This window comes from Pleomorphochaeta naphthae (genome assembly GCF_055396005.1).
On the sequence record NZ_AP042457.1, the window covers coordinates 2,979,027 to 2,998,576 of the forward strand.

General features: G+C 30.0%; 13 protein-coding genes. 6 read left to right on the forward strand and 7 right to left on the reverse strand.

Annotated elements, in window-relative coordinates:
• Positions 1 to 61: 61 nt before the first annotated feature.
• Together ACZ5SO_RS13590 and ACZ5SO_RS13595 are read right to left on the reverse strand one after the other, a co-directional pair.
• A complete protein-coding gene (locus tag ACZ5SO_RS13590) occupies positions 62 to 1,306 on the reverse strand; it encodes a diaminopropionate ammonia-lyase (protein ID WP_464625333.1) in 1,245 nt (414 codons plus the stop codon).
• Positions 1,307 to 1,607: 301 nt separating this feature from the next.
• Positions 1,608 to 2,870, reverse strand: coding sequence for an ABC transporter permease (locus tag ACZ5SO_RS13595; RefSeq protein ID WP_464625335.1), 1,263 nt, complete (start codon positions 2,868 to 2,870; stop codon positions 1,608 to 1,610).
• A gap of 308 nt (positions 2,871 to 3,178) precedes the next feature.
• Here ACZ5SO_RS13595 and ACZ5SO_RS13600 point away from each other — a divergent pair, with 308 nt between their 5' ends.
• From ACZ5SO_RS13600 to ACZ5SO_RS13610, 3 genes are all read left to right on the forward strand, one after another.
• Entirely contained in the window at positions 3,179 to 3,871 is a 693-nt protein-coding gene (locus tag ACZ5SO_RS13600; protein WP_464625337.1) for an anaerobic ribonucleoside-triphosphate reductase activating protein, read from the forward strand.
• 140 nt (positions 3,872 to 4,011) lie between these two features.
• On the forward strand, positions 4,012 to 6,378 hold the full coding sequence (locus tag ACZ5SO_RS13605; protein WP_464625339.1) for a ribonucleoside triphosphate reductase: 2,367 nt from the start codon (positions 4,012 to 4,014) through the stop codon (positions 6,376 to 6,378).
• A 283-nt stretch (positions 6,379 to 6,661) separates the two neighbouring features.
• On the forward strand, positions 6,662 to 7,960 hold the full coding sequence (locus ACZ5SO_RS13610) for an aspartate kinase (RefSeq protein ID WP_464625341.1): 1,299 nt from the start codon (positions 6,662 to 6,664) through the stop codon (positions 7,958 to 7,960).
• Between the two features lie 68 nt (positions 7,961 to 8,028).
• Here the strand turns inward: ACZ5SO_RS13610 and ACZ5SO_RS13615 are convergent, their stop codons facing one another.
• The 5 genes from ACZ5SO_RS13615 to ACZ5SO_RS13635 form a co-directional block, all read right to left on the reverse strand.
• Positions 8,029 to 9,123: an ABC transporter ATP-binding protein gene (locus ACZ5SO_RS13615; RefSeq protein WP_464625343.1), complete on the reverse strand. Its 1,095-nt coding sequence runs from the start codon at positions 9,121 to 9,123 to the stop codon at positions 8,029 to 8,031.
• 203 nt (positions 9,124 to 9,326) lie between these two features.
• The gene (locus tag ACZ5SO_RS13620) at positions 9,327 to 10,310 is read right to left on the reverse strand and encodes a TAXI family TRAP transporter solute-binding subunit (protein ID WP_464625345.1); all 984 of its coding nucleotides are present in this window, start codon (positions 10,308 to 10,310) and stop codon (positions 9,327 to 9,329) included.
• Positions 10,297 to 12,279 (reverse strand): TRAP transporter permease, encoded by a 1,983-nt coding sequence (locus tag ACZ5SO_RS13625; RefSeq protein ID WP_464625347.1) that lies wholly within the window; start codon positions 12,277 to 12,279, stop codon positions 10,297 to 10,299. Before ACZ5SO_RS13625 ends, ACZ5SO_RS13620 begins: the two co-directional genes overlap by 14 nt.
• 265 nt (positions 12,280 to 12,544) lie before the next feature.
• Positions 12,545 to 14,380 carry an ATP-binding cassette domain-containing protein gene (locus tag ACZ5SO_RS13630; protein WP_464625349.1) on the reverse strand — a complete coding sequence of 612 codons (1,836 nt, stop codon included), beginning with the start codon at positions 14,378 to 14,380 and terminating at the stop codon, positions 12,545 to 12,547.
• Positions 14,380 to 15,708 (reverse strand): sigma-54-dependent transcriptional regulator, encoded by a 1,329-nt coding sequence (locus ACZ5SO_RS13635; protein ID WP_464625351.1) that lies wholly within the window; start codon positions 15,706 to 15,708, stop codon positions 14,380 to 14,382. Before ACZ5SO_RS13635 ends, ACZ5SO_RS13630 begins: the two co-directional genes overlap by 1 nt.
• A gap of 222 nt (positions 15,709 to 15,930) precedes the next feature.
• Between ACZ5SO_RS13635 and ACZ5SO_RS13640 the strand changes: the two genes are divergently transcribed.
• Genes ACZ5SO_RS13640 through ACZ5SO_RS13650 form a run of 3 tightly spaced genes read left to right on the forward strand, consistent with a single transcriptional unit; the run spans position 15,931 to position 19,517 of the window.
• Complete coding sequence (locus ACZ5SO_RS13640; RefSeq protein WP_464625353.1) at positions 15,931 to 17,463, forward strand: sugar ABC transporter ATP-binding protein; 1,533 nt, start codon at positions 15,931 to 15,933, stop codon at positions 17,461 to 17,463.
• Positions 17,447 to 18,442, forward strand: a complete 996-nt coding sequence (locus ACZ5SO_RS13645; RefSeq protein ID WP_464625355.1) for an ABC transporter permease — start codon at positions 17,447 to 17,449, stop codon at positions 18,440 to 18,442. The genes ACZ5SO_RS13640 and ACZ5SO_RS13645 overlap by 17 nt, the downstream gene beginning before the upstream one ends.
• 40 nt (positions 18,443 to 18,482) lie before the next feature.
• Positions 18,483 to 19,517, forward strand: a complete 1,035-nt coding sequence (locus tag ACZ5SO_RS13650) for a substrate-binding domain-containing protein (RefSeq protein WP_464625357.1) — start codon at positions 18,483 to 18,485, stop codon at positions 19,515 to 19,517.
• Positions 19,518 to 19,550: the final 33 nt, after the last annotated feature.

Here is a 19,550-nt window from a genome sequence, read left to right on the forward strand (position 1 = left end):
CTAATTAACAATCAGCTAGTCAAGGAGTGTGTTTATTTTGTTTGTATATGAAAAAACGCTGTTAACGTTTAGTAGCGTATTTTGAAGGAACTTGATCAGCCCCATCCCAAATTATTTGTCTAAAACTCTTTGGATCTGTATTTCCTTCTGTATTGATGAACAATATATTACTATTGTGATCTATATTTAAGTATTCTTTAAGTTCTTCGTTGCCACTTAAAGTTAAAAGTTGATATAGGGCCCCTAAAGTTACAGCACCACTTTCACCACTAATAATCATAGGATCTCCTTTTAAAGGAGTTGCCATAATTCTCATTCCTCTAGCTGCAACATAATCAGGGACTTCCATAAATACATCAGCACATTCTTTTAGTATATCCCAAGCAATTGGAGAGGGTTCTCCACAAGCTAAGCCTGCCATAATTGTTGAAAGAGAGCCCTCAACATGGTGAGGTTTTCCATCATCAGCTTTAGCACTAGCGAAGATACAACCAGCTTTATTGGGTTCTACAACAATAAATTTTGGAGTGTTTACGCCATTGCAAAGTGCACTATAGAATCCTATAACAGCTGCCGCTAAGGCACCAACACCTGCTTGAACAAATACATGAGTTGGGTATTCTATACCCTGACTACTAAATTGTTTTTGAGTTTCTAATAGCATAGTTGTATAGCCTTGCATGATTCTAGTAGGGACTTTTGTGTACCCATCCCAACTTGTATCACTAATTACTTCCCAACCGTATTTTTCTGCGTCAACTACACATTGATGAACGGCATTGTCATAATTACCTTTTATTACTTTAACTGTAGCTCCATAAGCTTTAATAGCATCTATTCTAGCTTGGCTAGTTTCGCTATGGACATAAATCATACATTTATGGCCTAGCATTTTTGAAGCCCAAGCAATTCCTCGGCCATGGTTTCCGTCGGTAGCACTAGCAAAAGTAATTGTTCCAAGTTTTTGTTTTACTTCATCACTTGTTAAATATTCAAAAGAAAGTTGATCATCACTTAGGTTAAGTTGGTCTTGGAAATATCTAAATAAAGCAAAACTACCACCCATAACTTTGAAACTATTTAGTTCCATTCTTTCAGCTTCGTCTTTTATATAAATTCCACCAACTCCTAACATGTTTGCTAAGTTTGGTAAAGCTGCGAGACGTGTAATATGATAGCCTGGAATTTGGCTATGAAGGTGACGTGCTAATCTCGCAGTTTCAATAGGGAACATTTCTTTAGCTTTTGAAATATCTTTATGTTCATGTCTTTTAATAATCCATGAAATGTCTGCGTCGTTGTTCATTTTAAGCTTATCTCCTGTTAAAACTTTGTGTTTGTTTAATTACACACGCAATGTATATCTAAAGTTAAATTAATTCAATACTTTTTTTTAAAAAATATCGAAAAAATTTAGGAAATGCTAAAATTATTTACAATTTGATAAAGTATGACGCATATTTTATTAATAAAAGTTAAATATTTCTTAATTTTTTTAAATTGAGTAATTAATAATATATTCAATTGATTATATTTATTTTTTATACAAAAAGAATCTACTTGTAAAAAAGTAAATTCTTTAAAATAATGATGAGCATTTGTTAATATTAGATTTTTCTAAATAATTCAGCTATTTCTCCTCTGCCTGTTCTACGAACTGAAAAATAAGCTGAAAGAATTGAAACTAATAAGCCTAAGATGATTATAATAAGAATTTCTTTTGGTTCAATAAAAGCGTGCATAACGGAATTTATTCTATATCCTATAGAATCAGTTGTTGAAATAAGAGTTGAAATATCTATTCCTACAATTTGATAATATAGTGAAATAATTATTCCTATAATAGATCCTGAAATAATTCCCAATAATCCTATAATAGTTCCTTCTAATGTGAAAAGAAGTTTTATGTAATTATTAGTATAACCTAGGGTTTTTAGCATAGCTATTTCATTTTTTCTTTCACTTATAGACATAAGCATTGTATTGCTAATTCCAACTATAGAAATAACAAATGTGAAAAATAATATTATATATGCAGAACCACTATCAGAAGATTGTAATTTTAAAATATCTTCTGCAATTTTAGTCCATGGATATATTTCTAAACCAATATCACTTATATGAGAGGACAATTGCTTTGTTTGTCCTTCAGAAATAGATTTTACTTTAGCAATATTCATAGAATATGATATTGCATAGCTACTAGCAGATCCATCTAATTCTAGATAATCATCGATAGTATTAATATCAAAAAACAATGTCGTTGAATCAACAACCGGGTCTCCCGTTCCAATAATCCCAATTATTGGAATGTCGAAGGCTTGGATAAAACCACCTTTTCCCTTTGTTTGTATTGTTAAATAATAACCAACTTCTGCTTTTATATCATCAGCTAATTTTGATCCAATAACAACCCCATCTTTATTAGGAGAAATCCATTGTCCCTCGATTGTAGCATCATTAAAATTATATGCATTTAAATGAGAACTATCTAGAGCCTTTAATTGGGCATCTAAATACCCTGTAGTAGGATAAGGGTCTTCATAAAACATTATTTGGCATGAAGAAATAAATTCTTTTGTATATTCTGTGAAGCCATTTTCTTGAAGTATTTTTTCTAACTCTTGACTTTGCTTTATATTAATTAGAGGTTCGATTGGAAGATATTTCCTGTCTTCAAAATACCCTTTGGCATAAACTTTAGCACTAGAAGTGTCATTCCATATTAAATTCTTATTAGAATCGTATTGAATTCCAGTTAATAGTGTTTGCATGAATATTGAAAACAAAATAGCAACTGCTATTGCGAATGCAGTTATAATAGTTCTCTTTTTGTAACGTAAAACGCCTCTAAATGCTAATTTAAACAAATTTATTTTCCCTTAACTTCAAAAATAGGATTATAGAAGTTGTTTATTCTTTGATTTTACATTATAAGGGTATTGGCTAAAGTGATGATTGATTAAATTTATGAGTTAGTACCCTATTAAAGTTCTTATATCTTTAAGGTAAAACATGGGTTTTCTTTTGTCAATTAAATAGGTACTTAGTTTTTTTTCGACTAAAATGGGTTTTTTACTTTTGTAAATAATTTTTCCTATACTGTTGATAATAATTTACTTATAATTAAATTGAAAATGGGCTTAATATGTTCAAATGTTATAAAAGGGGTGTGGTTATGGTTTTTCATGGTTTAGTAAAATCGACATTATTAGATTATCCTGATAAATTAGCTTGTACTTTATTTACTGGAGGATGTAATTTAAGATGTCCTTTTTGTCAAAATGCTTCCTTGGTATTAGATCCGACAAGTGAACCTGTTATAGATCAAGAAGAATTAATTTCTTTTTTGAAAAGGAGAAAGAAATATTTAGATGGAGTGTGTATAACAGGAGGAGAGCCTTTATTACAAAGTGATATTGAGAATTTTTGTAAATATCTAAAAGATCTTGGATATTTAGTAAAAGTTGATACTAATGGAACTTTCCCTAAGAAATTAGCTTCTTTAATTTCTAATAATTTAGTAGATTATGTTGCAATGGATTTAAAAAGTAGTAAAGAAGGTTATTCAAAAGCTGTTGGTATAGATTCTTTTGATGTTTCTTTAATTGAGAGAAGTGTTGAAATTTTACAAGATAGTAAAGTTGATCATGAATTTAGAACTACCTTAGTTAAAGAACTTCATGGTGAAAAAGAAATTCATGGAATTGGGCAATGGCTTAGAAAAGATCAAAAATTATACTTACAACACTTTGAAGATAAGGGTTCAAATATAGTAAAAAATCTTACAGGTTTTAATGAAAAAGAAACTGTTTCTATTAAAAATATATTAAAGACTTATATAGATTTTGTTAAAGTAAGAGGATTCTAAAAATATCAATAAAACTCTATCTATAGCGTATTAGAAAAATATTTACATTGTATATTGTGTTTTAAATTTAGGTGTGTTATGATTGAGCCATGGCTCTATTTACATAGAGGAGAAAATAAAAAACATTTTTGGTGGTGGTTATGTACAAAGTAGCTAAAAGAGATGGTAGTGTTGTTGAATTTGATATCAACAGAATTTCACATGCTATTGAAAAGGCTTTTCGTGCTTCAGGAAGAAATTATAATTCAAGTATAATTGATTTATTGGCTTTACAAGCAACTTCAAATTTTGAAGAAAAAATTGAAGATGATTTAATAACTGTAGAAGCTATTCAAGATTCAGTTGAAAATATATTACAATTATCAGGTTATGCTGATGTAGCTAAGTCATATATTCTTTATAGAAAACAAAGAGAAAAAATTAGAAATATGAAATCAACAATTGTAGATTATAAAGATGTTGTTGATGGATATTTAAGATTAAATGATTGGAGAGTTAAAGAAAACTCTACAGTTACCTATTCTGTTGGTGGATTAATTTTATCAAACAGTGGAGCAATTACTGCAAACTATTGGTTGTCTGAAATTTATGATGATGAGATTGGTAAAGCTCATAGAAATGGTGATTTCCATATTCATGATTTATCTATGCTCACAGGTTATTGTGCAGGTTGGTCATTAAAACAATTAATTAAAGAGGGCCTTGGTGGTATCGCTGGAAAAATTACAAGTAAACCAGCTAAGCATTTATCTTCTCTTTGTAATCAAATGGTAAACTTTTTGGGAATTTTGCAAAATGAATGGGCAGGTGCACAGGCTTTTTCATCTTTTGATACATACTTAGCTCCTTTTGTTAAAGTTGATAATTTATCATATCAACAAGTTAAACAAAATATTGAATCTTTTGTATTTGGTGTTAATACTCCTTCTCGTTGGGGAACTCAGGCTCCATTTTCTAATATTACTTTAGATTGGACTGTTCCAGATGACTTAGCAGAATTACCAGCTATTGTTGGTGGTAAAGAGATGGACTTTAAGTACAAAGATTGTAAAAAAGAAATGGATATGATCAATAAGGCTTTTATTGAAGTCTTTATAGCAGGAGATGCTGATGGTCGTGGATTCCAATATCCAATTCCTACATATTCTATTACTAAAGATTTTGATTGGTCAGAAACAGAAAATAATAAATTGTTGTTTGAGATGACAGCAAAATATGGTACTCCATATTTCTCAAACTATGTAAATAGTGATATGGAACCAAGTGATGTTAGATCAATGTGTTGTAGGCTTCGCTTAGATTTGAGAGAATTAAGAAAGAAGAGTGGTGGTTTCTTTGGAAGTGGAGAATCTACTGGTAGTATTGGTGTTGTTACAATAAACTTACCTAGACTTGGATATACTTCTAAGAATGAAATTGAATTCTATAAGAAATTAGATAATCTTATGGATCTTGCTGCTAGAAGTTTGAAAGTAAAAAGAAATATCGTATCCAAATTATTAGATGAAGGCTTGTATCCATATACAAAGAGATATTTAGGATCTTTTGATAATCACTTCTCTACTATAGGTTTAGTTGGTTTAAATGAAGCTTGTTTAAACGCTAATTGGATTAGTGATTCTATTGCTTCAGAAAAAGGAAAAAGATTCGCTCAGGATGTTTTAAATCATATGAGAGAGCGCTTATCTGATTACCAAGAAGAATATGGTGATTTATATAATTTAGAAGCAACTCCTGCTGAAAGTACTTCATATCGTTTAGCTTTACATGATAAAAAACACTATCCTGGTATTATTACTGCTAGTGAAGATGATAATAGACCTTATTATACAAATAGCTCTCATTTACCAGTAGATTATACTTCTGATGTATTTGAAGCTTTAGAACATCAAGATGATTTGCAAACTTTATATACTTCAGGAACAGTTTTTCATGCATTTTTAGGAGAAAAATTATCTTCATGGAAAGAAGCTGCCTTGATGGTAAAAAAGATTTCTGAGAATTTTAAACTTCCTTATTATACTTTAAGTCCTACTTATTCAATTTGCCCTGAGCATGGTTATATAGCAGGTGAGCATTTTACTTGTCCAACTTGTGGCGGTACTGCTGAAGTTTATAGTAGAATTACTGGCTATTATAGACCTGTACAAAACTGGAATATTGGCAAAAGTAAAGAATTTGAGACACGTAAAGTATATGATTTCAAAAAAAGTACTTTAGACAAGCATAATAGAGAACATAAAAAAGAAAATGCTGTAATTAATTCTGATAAAAAAGATGGTATTTTGCTTTTTACAACTCCAACCTGTCCAAATTGTAAAATTGCTAAGAAATTTTTGGATGAATCAGGAATTATTTATCAAATTGTTGATGCCACTAAAAATATTGAACTAACACAAGAATTTGGAATTATGCAAGCCCCTACTTTGGTGTGTATAAATAACGGTGAGGTAAGTATTTATAACAATGCTTCATCAATAAAAAAATTCTGTGAGAAAAGGGCATAAATTGAGGTAGTATACCTTTAATGTGGCGAAAAGTAAAAATATTTCTTGCCATATTTACAATGATGTCTTATCATATAGTTACTAAAGATTATGTCTTTGTGTTTCTTTATGAAACAATTATGGAATCTATAAGGTCAACTTATAGAAAGTTAGGTCTCCAAATAGTTAACATATTCCATTGGGGAGGGTTTTAGAGGGCTCTCCCCTTATTTTTTTGTCTTTCTATTGATGAAAATCTTTTCTCTATGTATAGTTAATTCAAATATATAATAGGAAGAAGATTATGATAGTTTGTAAATTTGGTGGAAGTTCTGTTGCAAGTGCTGAGCAATTAAAAAAGGTAAAATCAATTATTGATGCTGATCCAAGAAGACAAGTAATTGTTGTTTCTGCACCTGGAAAAAGAGATAGTTCTGATATAAAGGTGACTGACCTTTTATATTCATGTTGCAAAGAAGTCAAAGAAACAGGTTCTTGCGAAAATTCTTTTTCAAAAATCGAAAAGAGATTTATTGAAATCCTAGAAGATTTGAATTTAGAAACTGCTTCTTTCAAAGAAGATTTAGCATTAGTTAAGAAAAATATTAATGCCAATGCTGGAGAAAATTATGCAGCCTCCCGTGGTGAGTATCTAAACGCTAAGTTAGTTTCACAATATTTAGGGTATGAATTCATTGATGCTTCACAAATTATAGTTATTAATGAAAATGGTACAGTAGATGATGAAACTTGGTTCTTAATTGAAACAACTTTAGATAAATCTAAAAAATATATTATTCCTGGTTTCTATGGAAGAAATATAAATAATGTAGTTACAACTTTTTCTAGAGGTGGATCAGATATTAGTGGTGCAATATTATCTAAAGCAATGAATGCCGAAGTTTATGAAAATTGGACTGATGTTGCAGGTTGTTATAATGCAGATCCAAGATATATTAAAAAAGCTTATCCCATTAATACCATGACTTATAAAGAAGTTAGGGAATTATCTGCAATAGGAGCGAGTGTTTTCCATGCTGACGCTATTGCGCCTGTAATGGATGCTGGAATTCCAATTAATATTAAAAATACTAATGATATTAACGCTCCAGGCACGATGATAGTATCTAAAAAAGACGGTGAAGGCCCAATAGGAGTATCTCAAATTAGTGGATTTTCTAAATTAGTATGTAGAAAATTAATGTTGTATAAAGTTCCTGGTATGATTAATACTATTCATGCTATTTTTAAAACTTATGGAATTAATCCTTTATATGCATTACAAGGTACAGATACTTTTTCTTTGTTATTCGAAACTGATAAAATAAGTGATAAAAATTTAAAAGCTTTAGAAGATAGATTAATAAAAGAATTTGATTTTGACCAATTAGCTATTACGAAAAATTTAGCAATAGTTGGTGTTGTTGGCCAACAAGTTAATGAAGATGCTATTTATTTTAAGAAAAACTTTGATGCCCTATATGAGAATGGAATTAAGGTTTATCAAAGTGTTACTGGTGCTAGTAATGTTTCTTATTATTTTGTTGTAGATGAAAGTGCAGCAAAGAAAGCTGTTGAAGTAATATTTGATTCTATTTTCTAATCTAAGAAAAGAATAGAATATAAAAAAGGCTGTTCATTTGAACAGCCTTTTTAAATGCTTTAAAAGAATTAGTTAATAGCTAATTCACTTTCCATATCAAAGAATTTAGCTTTTTCCATCAATGCGATAAGAGCAACTTTTTGATCTGGTTTAACTTCATATTGTGGTGCAATTTTACCAATTACTTGAGCCTTAGAGGTTGAAACATAAACGTGAGTTTCACTACCTAAAGGTTCTACAACTGCTACATTACCAACAATAGTTTCACCTTCAATTGCTTTTTCACTGTATTGTACATCTTCTGGACGAATACCAAAAGTAACTGATTTACCAACATAGCTTTTTAATAATTTAGCTTGTTCAGGAAGAACTTTAAGTTTGAAAGTACCTTCGTTAACAAAAATATCATTGCCTTCAGCTTCAACTTTTGTTTCGATGAAGTTCATTGGTGGAGAACCGATGAATCCAGCAACAAACTTGTTAACAGGTTCATTGTATAATTCTAGAGGTTTACCAATTTGTTGGATAACTCCAAACTTCATAACAACAATCTTATCAGCCATTGTTAAAGCTTCAACTTGGTCGTGAGTAACATAAATCATTGTTGCTTGTAGTCTGTGGTGCAAGCCAGAGATTTCAGCTCTCATTTGAACACGTAATTTAGCATCTAAGTTTGATAAAGGTTCATCGAAAAGGAATACCTTAGGTTGACGAACGATTGCACGTCCAACAGCTACACGTTGTCTTTGTCCACCAGATAAAGCTTTTGGTTTTCTGTCTAATAATTCTTCAATATCAAGAATCTTAGCAGCTTCACGAACTCTTTGATCGATTTCAGCTTTGTCAAATTTACGAATCTTTAGACCAAAAGCCATGTTATCATAAACTGTCATGTGAGGATACAATGCATAGTTTTGGAATACCATTGCGATATCTCTGTCTTTTGGTGGTACATCATTAACTAATTTATCATCAATTAATAATTCACCTGAAGTAATGTCTTCTAAGCCAGCGATCATTCTTAATGTGGTAGATTTACCACAACCTGAAGGTCCTACTAGGACTACAAACTCTTTATCTTCGATATCAATGTTAACATTATCAACAGCTTTAACATTTCCATCGTAGATTTTACAGATGTTTTTTAGATTTACAGTTGCCATATTTAGCTCCTATATTTATTTTATTTGTTGTTAGAATACCCTTTAATACTCTGATTGTCAAATAAAAAAGTCTGTTATGAAATTGAATGGGACAAAAGTTAAATTTATGGTGAAAAATAATTTTTGGATGATTTAGAATAGAATAAATAAAAACCAACCTTTAAGGTTGGTTTAGTAGATAGTAACTAAAATATTATTAAAAACTATAGTAGTCCAATTTCTCTGTAATATCTAGCAGCACCTTCGTGAATAGGAAGTCCAGCGAGATCTTTTACAGCCTCTTCTAAACTTACTTTTTTCAAAGGAGCTTGTGTTTCTTTTAGCTCATCAAAGTGTTCCCAGAAAGATTTTGTTAATTCATAAATAATATCATCATCTACTCTTGCATCGGTACAAATAGTGATTTTAATAGCAGAGGTAAGAACATCTTCATCTTGGTTTGGGTAAGTTCCAGCTGGAATTGTATAAGGACCGTACCAAGGGTATTGTTCTTGTAAATCATCAATCAAACTTTGATCTAAACTTAATAGACTTCCTCCGGCTGTTGAAAGCATTTCAGTTACAGCTGCATTAGGAACACCTGCCATAATCCAAGCGCCATCTAATTGTTTGTTTCTCATAAGATCAATTGCTTCAGTAAATCCAACGTATTGAACGTTTAATGCATCAGGGTAGTCAACTCCACTAGTTTTAAGGTGTATGCTTGTTTCAACTTCTGTTGTTGATCCTGGAGCGCCAGAAGCAAAACGTTTGTTTTCTAAATCTTTTAAGGACTCAATTCCACTGTTATCTGTGACAACAACTTGGTTTGGATTTGAATAAAGACCAATCATAACTCTTAAGTTAGGATTTGCTCTTCCTTCAAAAGAGCCAATACCATTATAAGATTCATACATAATTGAAGTTACAGCAACTCCAAGTTGTGCCTCTTGATCAGCTAACATGTTAAGATTAGCAATACCTCCAGCACTAGCTTGGGCACTAGCTCTTACGTTATCAAGTTCAGTATTCCACATATTACTCATTGCTGCTCCAAGTGGATATACAGCTCCTGTTGTAGCAGCTGTTGGGAAGTTTATTATTGTTTTTTTAACAGCTTCACCATTCTCTTTGTTTCCTGAAGCAAAGATTGTAGTTGGTAGTAGTAATAAAACTAGAAGGATAATTAATAATTTAGATTTCTTCATTTTGAAGCTCCTTTTTTAATAGTGATTTTTTTTGTAAATATTGAATTATAAAAATAGTTCCAAATAATAATAGTGCTATAATATCGGTTATTAATCTTGTATCAATTAAGAATAAGCCTGCTATAAAAATAAGGATTCTCTCAATTTTATTGAGTTTATATAGTAAAAATCCTTGTAAACTTGCTGATAAAATGATAGCACCAATGGTAGCAGATATTATGGCTCTCAATGTAATAAATATTGGGGCATTTTCAACAGTTCCGAGTAATAGAATTGGATTGTCTAAGAAAAAGAAAGGAAGTATAAAACCCGTAAGTCCAAGTTTAACTGCAATAATACTAGTTTTGGTTTGGTTTGAATCTGCAATTCCACTAGCAACATAACTACTCATTGCAACAGGCGGGGTAATATTTGAAAGACAAGCATATATGAGACAGAACATATGAGCGGCCATAGGTATTGCTCCAGCTTGAATTAATACAGGAACAGATACTGTTGATACAATTACGTAAGCAGCAACTCCAGGAACTCCCATTCCTAGAATAATACTCATAATCATAACCATAAAACCAGCTAAGAATAGTTGATTTTCTCCTACTATTCTTAAAATAATATAACCGAAGTTTAAACCTAATCCCGTAAGAGATACTGTACCAATTATTACACCAATAATCGCACAACTCATACCAACTGCAATTGCAGATTTAGAACCTTCTACAGTTGCCTTAACTATTACAGACCAAGTCATTCGGGTCTCTTTTCTAAACCAAGAAGCTAAAACTGTGGCAAAAATTGATACTACAGCAGCGAAAAGTGGAGTGTACCCAACGCTTAATAGAGCAATTAATACAATAAGAGGAAGAGCTAGATGTCCTTGTTTTTTTATAACGTTTAGAGCATTAGGGATATTTTCTTTACTTAAGCCAGAAAGTCCTAAGTTCTTTGCTTCAAAATGAACTGCAAAAAGAAGAGTTACATAATAAAGAAAAGCTGGTATACAGGCAGCAATTAGTACTTTTGAATAGCTTACACCCATAAATTCCGCCATAACAAAACCAACGGCACCCATTATTGGAGGAGCAAATTGACCTCCAGTGGAAGCAACAGCTTCAACTGCAGCAGCAAATTCCTTTTTATATCCTGTTTTTTTCATCATAGGTATTGTAATAGTACCTGTCGTAGCAACGTTAGCAATTGCAGAACCATTAATCATTCCTAAAAGAGCACTTGCTAAAACAGCTACTTTAGCAGGTCCACCAGCACTTCTTCCAACTAGAGTTAAAGCAATATCGTTAATAAATTGGCTAAATCCACTATATTTTAGATATGCTCCGAAAAGAACAAATAAGAATATATATGTAGCACTAACACCAATACCAATTCCAAATATTCCTTGACTTCCCCAAATCATATGATTTAAAACTCTTTTTACACTAAATCCGACATGGCCTAATTCGCCCGGAATATATCGTCCTAAAAAATTATACAGTAAAAAGATTAGGCCTAAAATGGCTAAATTTTTACAAGCTCTTCTAGCACCTTCAAAGATTATTATCATAGCAATTGCAGCTACAATTAAATCTGGTTTTAGTAAATATCCACCACGTTTTGCAATTTCTGTGTAATTTATTAAAAGGTATGCAAAGGTAAATATTGTGATAGCTAGGAGTACTAAATCCCAAATAGGCGGTAATTTACGATTTGTTTTCTCATTTTTATAAGTAGGAAAAAGTAAAAAAGTAAAACCTAATAGAAAAAATAAGTGCCAAGTTCTAAGTGACATAGAATCTATAGATCCTAAGGTATTAGCATAGACTTGAAAACCGGCCCAAATCATAAATAGAATCGTAATAGCATTAGATAGAGGCTTGTTATAAACACGTAGTTTACCATCAGCTTCTTTTTCTTCAAGTAATTTCTTTGCTTTAATTTCTTCTTTAGTTAAAAAGTCTTGTTTAGATTGTTCCATGGATATTCCTCAAAAGTATGTTACAAGATATTAGATGTTAATTATTTTGTCAATTTTATATATACATTTTTATGTATATTTATGATATTTATATACGATTTTTCGGTATATGATAGTTTTTTTATTAAAAAGTTTATATTTTTAATAAATATAAAAAAATAAAACCATTTAATTTTTATTTTATAAACATAATTGGATAACTATTTTTAGTAAAATAATATTATGTTAATAGCCTAATTAGAAGAATAAGAAAGTTTCAAATGTATTAGATTTCATTGATTTCTGGAAATGTTACTTTTACTATGCATCCTGTAATGCCATCTGTTCTATTGTTTAATGATATGCTTCCATTATATTTTGATACAATTCCATATACTAAAGAAAGACCTAATCCAGTATTTTTATGATTTGCTGATTTTGTTGAATAAAAAGGATTAAAATAGTCTTTTGTCTCATCTATTCCAGTGCCTGTATCAATAAAATATATAGAAATATGTTTACTTTCATTTATAACTTCTCTGTTAATTGATATATTTATTTCACCTTTACCTTCGATAGATTCAAATGCATTTTTCATTATGTTTAAAATAACTTGTTTCAATTCATTCTCGTTGACATAAATATAATAGTTCTCATCAATATTCTCTCTAGAAATATTAATATTAACATTTTTTAATTTGGCATTGATTTTCAATAGAGAAATCATTTCATTTATAATTTCTTTTATATTTACATTTTCAGGGATCATCTTTTCTGTAGTTGAAAAATTTTGTAAATTACTAACAATTTTTGTTATATAATTTACTTGTTTATCGAGTTTATTCACTATTGAAATCAAAGATTCATTATTATATTTAAATTTTATATTTGTCAAATAATTGCTTATTATTTCCAATGGATTGTTAATTTCATGGGCAACCCCAGCGGATAACAAGCCAATTGATGATAGTTTATCTGTTAATTGATTGTCTTCTTGCAGTGAATTGTAAATTGTAATATCGTAAAAAATAATCATATTACCAATTTTATCTGTAATATCAATAATTGGAGATGAATATATATTGAATATACCTTTGTTATTATTTATTTCTAAAGTTACATGAAACTTTGTTTCTTCAATATTATTATTAATTGCATCTAATAAAATATTTAAAGATGTACTTTGTGATTTTTCAAATAGAAGTTTTACTGGTTTTTCAATGTAATTTTCAATTTTTAATTTGAAGTTATTTATAAAATATTTATTTGCTAATTTTAAAGTACCACTGTTATTTACAATTATTAGGTTAGCTGGGAGATCTTCTAAAATTGCTTCATTATACTTCACTAATTGATATAAAGATCCAACATTGTTTTGATATATAGGCGTTTCTGAATATTGAGTGTAAGCCATTTTAATCATTTGCATTTTTCCAATACTTTTTGTGTCCTCAGTTAATAGTATCTTACTATCTTTTATAATTGTAATTGTATCTGCTATATCATAAACTCTATCAATTTTATGAGAAATAATAATGATCGTACAACCTTTTGATTTTAAATTATTTAATATTTTAGTCAATTTCGCATAATAAGTTATAGAAACTTTGTCTAGAGATTCATCTAAAATTAATACATTAGTAAAATCTAAGATTTTAGCTAAAATAGCGATGATTGCTTTCTCAGCTAGATTTAAATTTTTTGTTAATCTATTAACATTCATTTCGAATCCCATTTTTTTTAAATATTGGGTAGCTTCTTCTTGAAGTTTAGTTTTATAAAACATAGAGAAATTAGTGCTTTTTTTAGAAGAGTAGAATAAATTTTCTGCTATTGTGAAGTGAGGATTTAAAGGAAGACTTTGATGTACTAAATGAATACCATGATTAATAGCAATTTTAGGTGTTAAACTAGTAAATTTCTTTCCATCAATTAAAATTTCGCCTGAATCTGGTTTTACTAATCCACTTAATATATGAGCAATAGATGATTTTCCAGCTCCATGTTCTCCAATTATAGAGTGTATACTGCCTTTTTTAAATATTAAATTTGCGTCCTTGAGAGCTACAACTTCAGAGTATTCAAGATTTAACTTTTTTAATTCAATTGAAATATTATTCATTATATTTTAATTCCATATTTCTTGATTTTTAAGTATAAGGTGTTTCTACTCATGCCTAATATTTTTGCACTTTCACTTTTATTATTTTTTGTTCTAATTAAGATTTTTTTAATTAAATCTTTTTCTCTTTGCTGATTAATACTTAATTCATTTTTCCCTTTTGCAATCAATGTATCGAAACTTGGAGGTAGGTCTTCTAATAAAATTGTATCATTTTGTGAAATTGTAGTAGCGTAAGATAACACATTTTTTAGTTCTCTAATATTTCCTGGCCAATTATAGGTTTTTAAAAGAATTTTTACTTCAGATGAAATTGATTTTTTAGGTTGGTTTGAATCTTGACTTAATTCATTTAATATAGTTTCTATTAAATCTTCTATGTCTTGTGGCCTCTCTCTTAAAGGTGGAATTTCTAACATGCCACCATTTAATCGATAAAATAAATCTTCTCTAAAAGTACCTTCACTAACCATTTTAGGTAAATCTTTGTTTGTTGAAGCAATAAATCTAACATCAATTTTTGATATTTCTTTACTTCCAATTTTTTTTACTTCTTTATTTTGAATAACTCTAAGGATTTTAGCTTGCAATGTTTTTGGCATATCTCCGATTTCATCTAGAAGTAGAGTTCCTCCATTTGCTTGTTCAAATACCCCCATATAGTCACTTTCAGCACCTGTATAGGCTCCTTTTACATGACCAAATAGTTCATTGTCTAAGAGACTTTCAGGAAATGCCGCACAATTTATTTTAATAAATTTTTCTGAGATTCTGTTTGAATTGCTATAAATATAGTCTGCTAATAATTCTTTTCCACTTCCATTTTCGCCAATTATTAAAATAGAAATATCTGACATAGCTAATTTTTTTGCACGGTCTAGCATTCTAGAATAAGTGTAATTTTTACTTGTTAATTGTGGATATTGTTCTTTTAATTTCGATTTTAATTTTTGATTTTCTTCAATAAATTGTAGATTTTTAGTAGCCATTTCAATTCTATTGCATAAAGTGTTAAATTCAATCGGTTTTTTTACGAAATCAAAAGCGCCAAGTTTCATTGCCTTAACAGCATTATCTACTGTTGCAAAACCTGTAATCATGATAACTGGAATTTTAGAATATCTTTCTCTTATTAACTTTAGAGTTTCTACACCATTTTCATTTCCAAGTTTTATATCTAATAAAATAATATTTATTTTTTCTTTTTTTAATACAGAAAAAGCTGTTTTTGTATTTCTAGCATAAAGTAATAAATGACCTACATAAGAAAAGTTATCCTTCAGAATTTCAAATAGTTGATAATTGTCATCAATAAATAATATATGCATAAGATATTCCTTTTGCTGAGTACTAATGTCCTACAAATGAAAATATGATAATACAATACTGAACATTAATTGTACTAATTTAGGACAGTATACTCTCACATTTTCAAAATCACAAGCTTTATTTTAATTATATAATTTCTTTATGCAAAAGTAGTTATTTTCAATTTTATATATATTGGCATGATAGTTGCATTGAAATAAATAAAGAAGGGAGGAAACTTAATGAGCGGCAATGTCCTATTAGAAGCTAAAGATATTTCTATTTCATTTCCAGGAATAAAAGCATTAGATAAAGTAAATTTTTCTCTAAAAAAAGGGACTGTACATGCAATTATGGGAGAAAACGGAGCAGGAAAATCAACTTTAGTTAAATGTATTATGGGAATTAAATATTTTGAAGAAGGAAAACTATATATAAATGGAGAAAGTTGTCATTTTACTCATCCAAAACAAGCAATCTTTCACGGAATTAGTTTTATTGAACAAGAATTATCTCCGGTTATGGAAATGACAGTTGCTGAGAACATTTGTTTGGGTAGAGAAGCTGTTAAGAATAAAATATTTTTAGATTATTCTAAAATCAATCAAAAAGCTAAGAAGTATGTTTCTATGCTAGGTGTTGATATAGATGTAACAACTAAAATGAAAACATTAAGTATTGCAGAGATGCAATTAGTTGAAATTGCCAAAGCATTATCTTTTAATTCTTCAATTTTAATAATGGATGAACCTACAAGTGCAATTGGAGAAAAAGAAGTTTCTTTATTATTTAATGTAATCAGGCAACTCAAAAAAAGTGGAAAGTCAATAATATATGTATCACATCGAATGGAAGAAATATTTACAATTACGGATGAGATTACAGTTTTGCGAGATGGTAAATATATAGGAACTGTTATAACTAAGGAAACGCCACGTGATGAAGTAATTAAAATGATGGTTGGTGAAAAAATTAATGAAAAATATATTAAAGAAAGTGTACCATCTCAAGAAATTAAAATTAAAGCTGTAAATATTAACCAAAAAAATGTTTTATCTAATATTTCATTAGATTTGCATAAAGGAGAAATTTTAGGGTTATTTGGATTACTTGGTTCTGGTAGAAGTGAATTTTGTGATGCTTTATTTGGGGTTTCTAAGAATATAAAAGGTGATTTTATTATAGATGGAAAAAAAGTTTTGATTAATAAACCTAAGGCAGCTATGAACTACAAAATTGCTTATGTTACTGAAGATCGAAAAAATAGTGGTTTAGAAATCTTGAGAAGTGTGAAAGAAAATATTTCATTAGCTAATCTTAATGAATTATCAGATGGAATATTTATAAATTCAAAAGCAGAAAAAAAATTAGCTGAACAAATGGTTAAAAGATTTACAATTAAAACTCCTTCTATAAATCAAATAGTCATGAATCTAAGTGGAGGGAATCAACAAAAAGTAGTATTAGGCAAATGGTTTGCAAAAAATCCAGAAATTTTAATACTCGATGAACCCACAAGAGGAATTGATGTAAAAGCAAAACATGAAATATATGAGTTTATGTCTGAATTTACTAAAAAAGGAAAGTCTATTATTTTCATTTCCTCTGAGATTCCAGAAATATTAATGATGAGTGACAATATTTATGTTTTTAATAAAGGGACAATAAAAGCAAAATTTAGTAAGAATGAAGCTAACCAAAACAACTTAATGTACTTTGCATCAGTTACAGAGCAAACAAAAGAGGAGAAAGAAGAGAATGGCTCAAATAAATAAACCATCCATATTTAAATTTATGACAAAAAAAACAACTAGAAGTTTTATATCTGAATATGGGATTGTTATCGTGTTACTACTTTTTTGTGTAGCCTTAACAATAGCTAGTCCATATTTTTTAACATCAAAAAATATTATTAATGTATTAAGGCAAGTCTCAGTGAGTGGCTTACTTTCCATTGGTATGACGTTTGTTATCTTAACCGGAGGAATTGATTTGTCCGTTGGATCTACTTTAGCTTTTGGTGGTGTTGTAGGGGCTAGTTTTGCTAGTACTGCACTAAGAACAACACCATTACCTGCTGGGGTTTGTATACTTTTAGCTCTACTAAGTGGTTTGGCTTTTGGTGCAGCAACTGGTTTCTTGATTTCTAAATGGGACTTAGCTCCTTTTATTATAACTTTGGGAACTATGAGTGTGGCTAGAGGGTTAACTTATATTTATACAGATGGTATGCCTATTCCTCAATTGGATACAAGTTTTTTATTTATTGGAAAAGGATATATTCTAGGACTCCCAATGCCTGTTGTAGTTTTTGGTTCTGTTTTTGTAGTAGCTTGGATTGCATTAAATAAAACTCGATATGGGAGATATATTTATGCTATCGGTGGTAGTGAAAAGAGTGCAAGAATTTCAGGTATTAATACTAAATTAATTCTATTTTCAGCATATGTAATTAGTGGTGTGTTGTCATCATTAGGTGGAGTTATTTTAACTGCTAGAACTACTGCAGGATTGCCTCAAGCTGGGACATCTTATGAAATGGATGCTATAGCTGCAGTTGTAATTGGTGGCACTAGTTTGTCGGGTGGCCAAGGCTCACTATTTGGAACTTTAATAGGTATTTTAATTATGGGTGTTATGAATAATGGATTAGATTTATTAGGTGTTTCTTCATATTATCAACAAGTATTTAAAGGTCTTATTATCATTGCAGCTGTAATGATTGATTCATTCAGGAAAGCAAGAGATAAATAGAAAAATTTCAATTGCGTATTTTAAATAAGGAGGAAATGCAATGAAAAAATTAAGAAATCTATGCACTATTAGTTTAATAATACTATTAGCAGCACAGACAATTTTCGCAAGTGGTAGTACTGAAAAAGGTGATGATGATAGTACTAAACAAATTAAAGTTGGAGCTGCAGCATATGGACTTAAAGGTGAGTATATGAAGCTTTGGGCTACTGCACTTGAGCGACATCCAGAAGTAGTTAATGGAAATGTTGATTTAACAGTTTTTGATGGGAAATATGATGCAAGTGTACAGCAAAATCAATTTGAAACAATGGCAACTCAAGGTTTTGATGCAATAATATTTGTTCCTATTGATATTGATGCTGGTGCTGCAGCAGTAGCAGTAGCTGCAGAAGCTGGAATTCCTGTAGTAGGTTCAAATACACGAGTTAATTCTGATGACTTATATTCATATATTGGTTCTAATGATGTTGAATCTGGGTATATGGAAGCTAAAGCTGTAATCGAAGCTATGGGTGGATCTGGAAATGTTGTAATTATTGAGGGACCTATTGGTCAATCAGCTCAAATTGAAAGAAGAGAGGGAAATGAAAAAGCTATAGCAGAATATCCAAATGTTAATGTAATTGAAATGAAAACGGCAAACTGGTCACGTGCTGAAGCTATGACCCTTATGGAAAACTGGTTAAATGCCCATCCAGGTGAGATTGATGGTGTAATTGGACAGAATGATGAAATGGCATTAGGAGCAATTCAAGCAATTAAAGATGCAGGATTAAATGTTAAAGATTTTCCTGTTGCAGGAATTGATGGTGTCACAGATGCTTTGACCGCTGTTAAAAATGATGAAATGGTTAAGTGTATTCTTCAAAATGCAACAGGTCAAGCTCAAGGCGCTTTAGATTTAGCATTAAGGGCTGTTAAAGGTGAATCTTATATTCCTAAAGCTGAATGTTGGAATTCAATGGATTGGGGTGATACTGTACAGACTAGATACAATGTACCTTGGGTACCTATTACATTGGAGAATGTAGATGGATTATTAGCTGAAAGAGCTAAATTAACAGCTAGATAATATTAATTAAATTTCTGTTGGTATTTAGATGCC

What these genes read in the sequence shown, in the direction of transcription:
- ACZ5SO_RS13590 (WP_464625333.1), bottom strand. Translation starts at nt 1,306, where the DNA reads ATGAACAACGACGCAGACATTTCATGGATTATTAAAAGACATGAACAT.
- ACZ5SO_RS13600 (WP_464625337.1), top strand. Translation starts at nt 3,179, where the DNA reads ATGGTTTTTCATGGTTTAGTAAAATCGACATTATTAGATTATCCTGAT.
- ACZ5SO_RS13605 (WP_464625339.1), top strand. Translation starts at nt 4,012, where the DNA reads ATGTACAAAGTAGCTAAAAGAGATGGTAGTGTTGTTGAATTTGATATC.
- ACZ5SO_RS13610 (WP_464625341.1), top strand. Translation starts at nt 6,662, where the DNA reads ATGATAGTTTGTAAATTTGGTGGAAGTTCTGTTGCAAGTGCTGAGCAA.
- ACZ5SO_RS13615 (WP_464625343.1), bottom strand. Translation starts at nt 9,123, where the DNA reads ATGGCAACTGTAAATCTAAAAAACATCTGTAAAATCTACGATGGAAAT.
- ACZ5SO_RS13620 (WP_464625345.1), bottom strand. Translation starts at nt 10,310, where the DNA reads ATGAAGAAATCTAAATTATTAATTATCCTTCTAGTTTTATTACTACTA.
- ACZ5SO_RS13625 (WP_464625347.1), bottom strand. Translation starts at nt 12,279, where the DNA reads ATGGAACAATCTAAACAAGACTTTTTAACTAAAGAAGAAATTAAAGCA.
- ACZ5SO_RS13630 (WP_464625349.1), bottom strand. Translation starts at nt 14,380, where the DNA reads ATGAATAATATTTCAATTGAATTAAAAAAGTTAAATCTTGAATACTCT.
- ACZ5SO_RS13635 (WP_464625351.1), bottom strand. Translation starts at nt 15,708, where the DNA reads ATGCATATATTATTTATTGATGACAATTATCAACTATTTGAAATTCTG.
- ACZ5SO_RS13640 (WP_464625353.1), top strand. Translation starts at nt 15,931, where the DNA reads ATGAGCGGCAATGTCCTATTAGAAGCTAAAGATATTTCTATTTCATTT.
- ACZ5SO_RS13645 (WP_464625355.1), top strand. Translation starts at nt 17,447, where the DNA reads ATGGCTCAAATAAATAAACCATCCATATTTAAATTTATGACAAAAAAA.
- ACZ5SO_RS13650 (WP_464625357.1), top strand. Translation starts at nt 18,483, where the DNA reads ATGAAAAAATTAAGAAATCTATGCACTATTAGTTTAATAATACTATTA.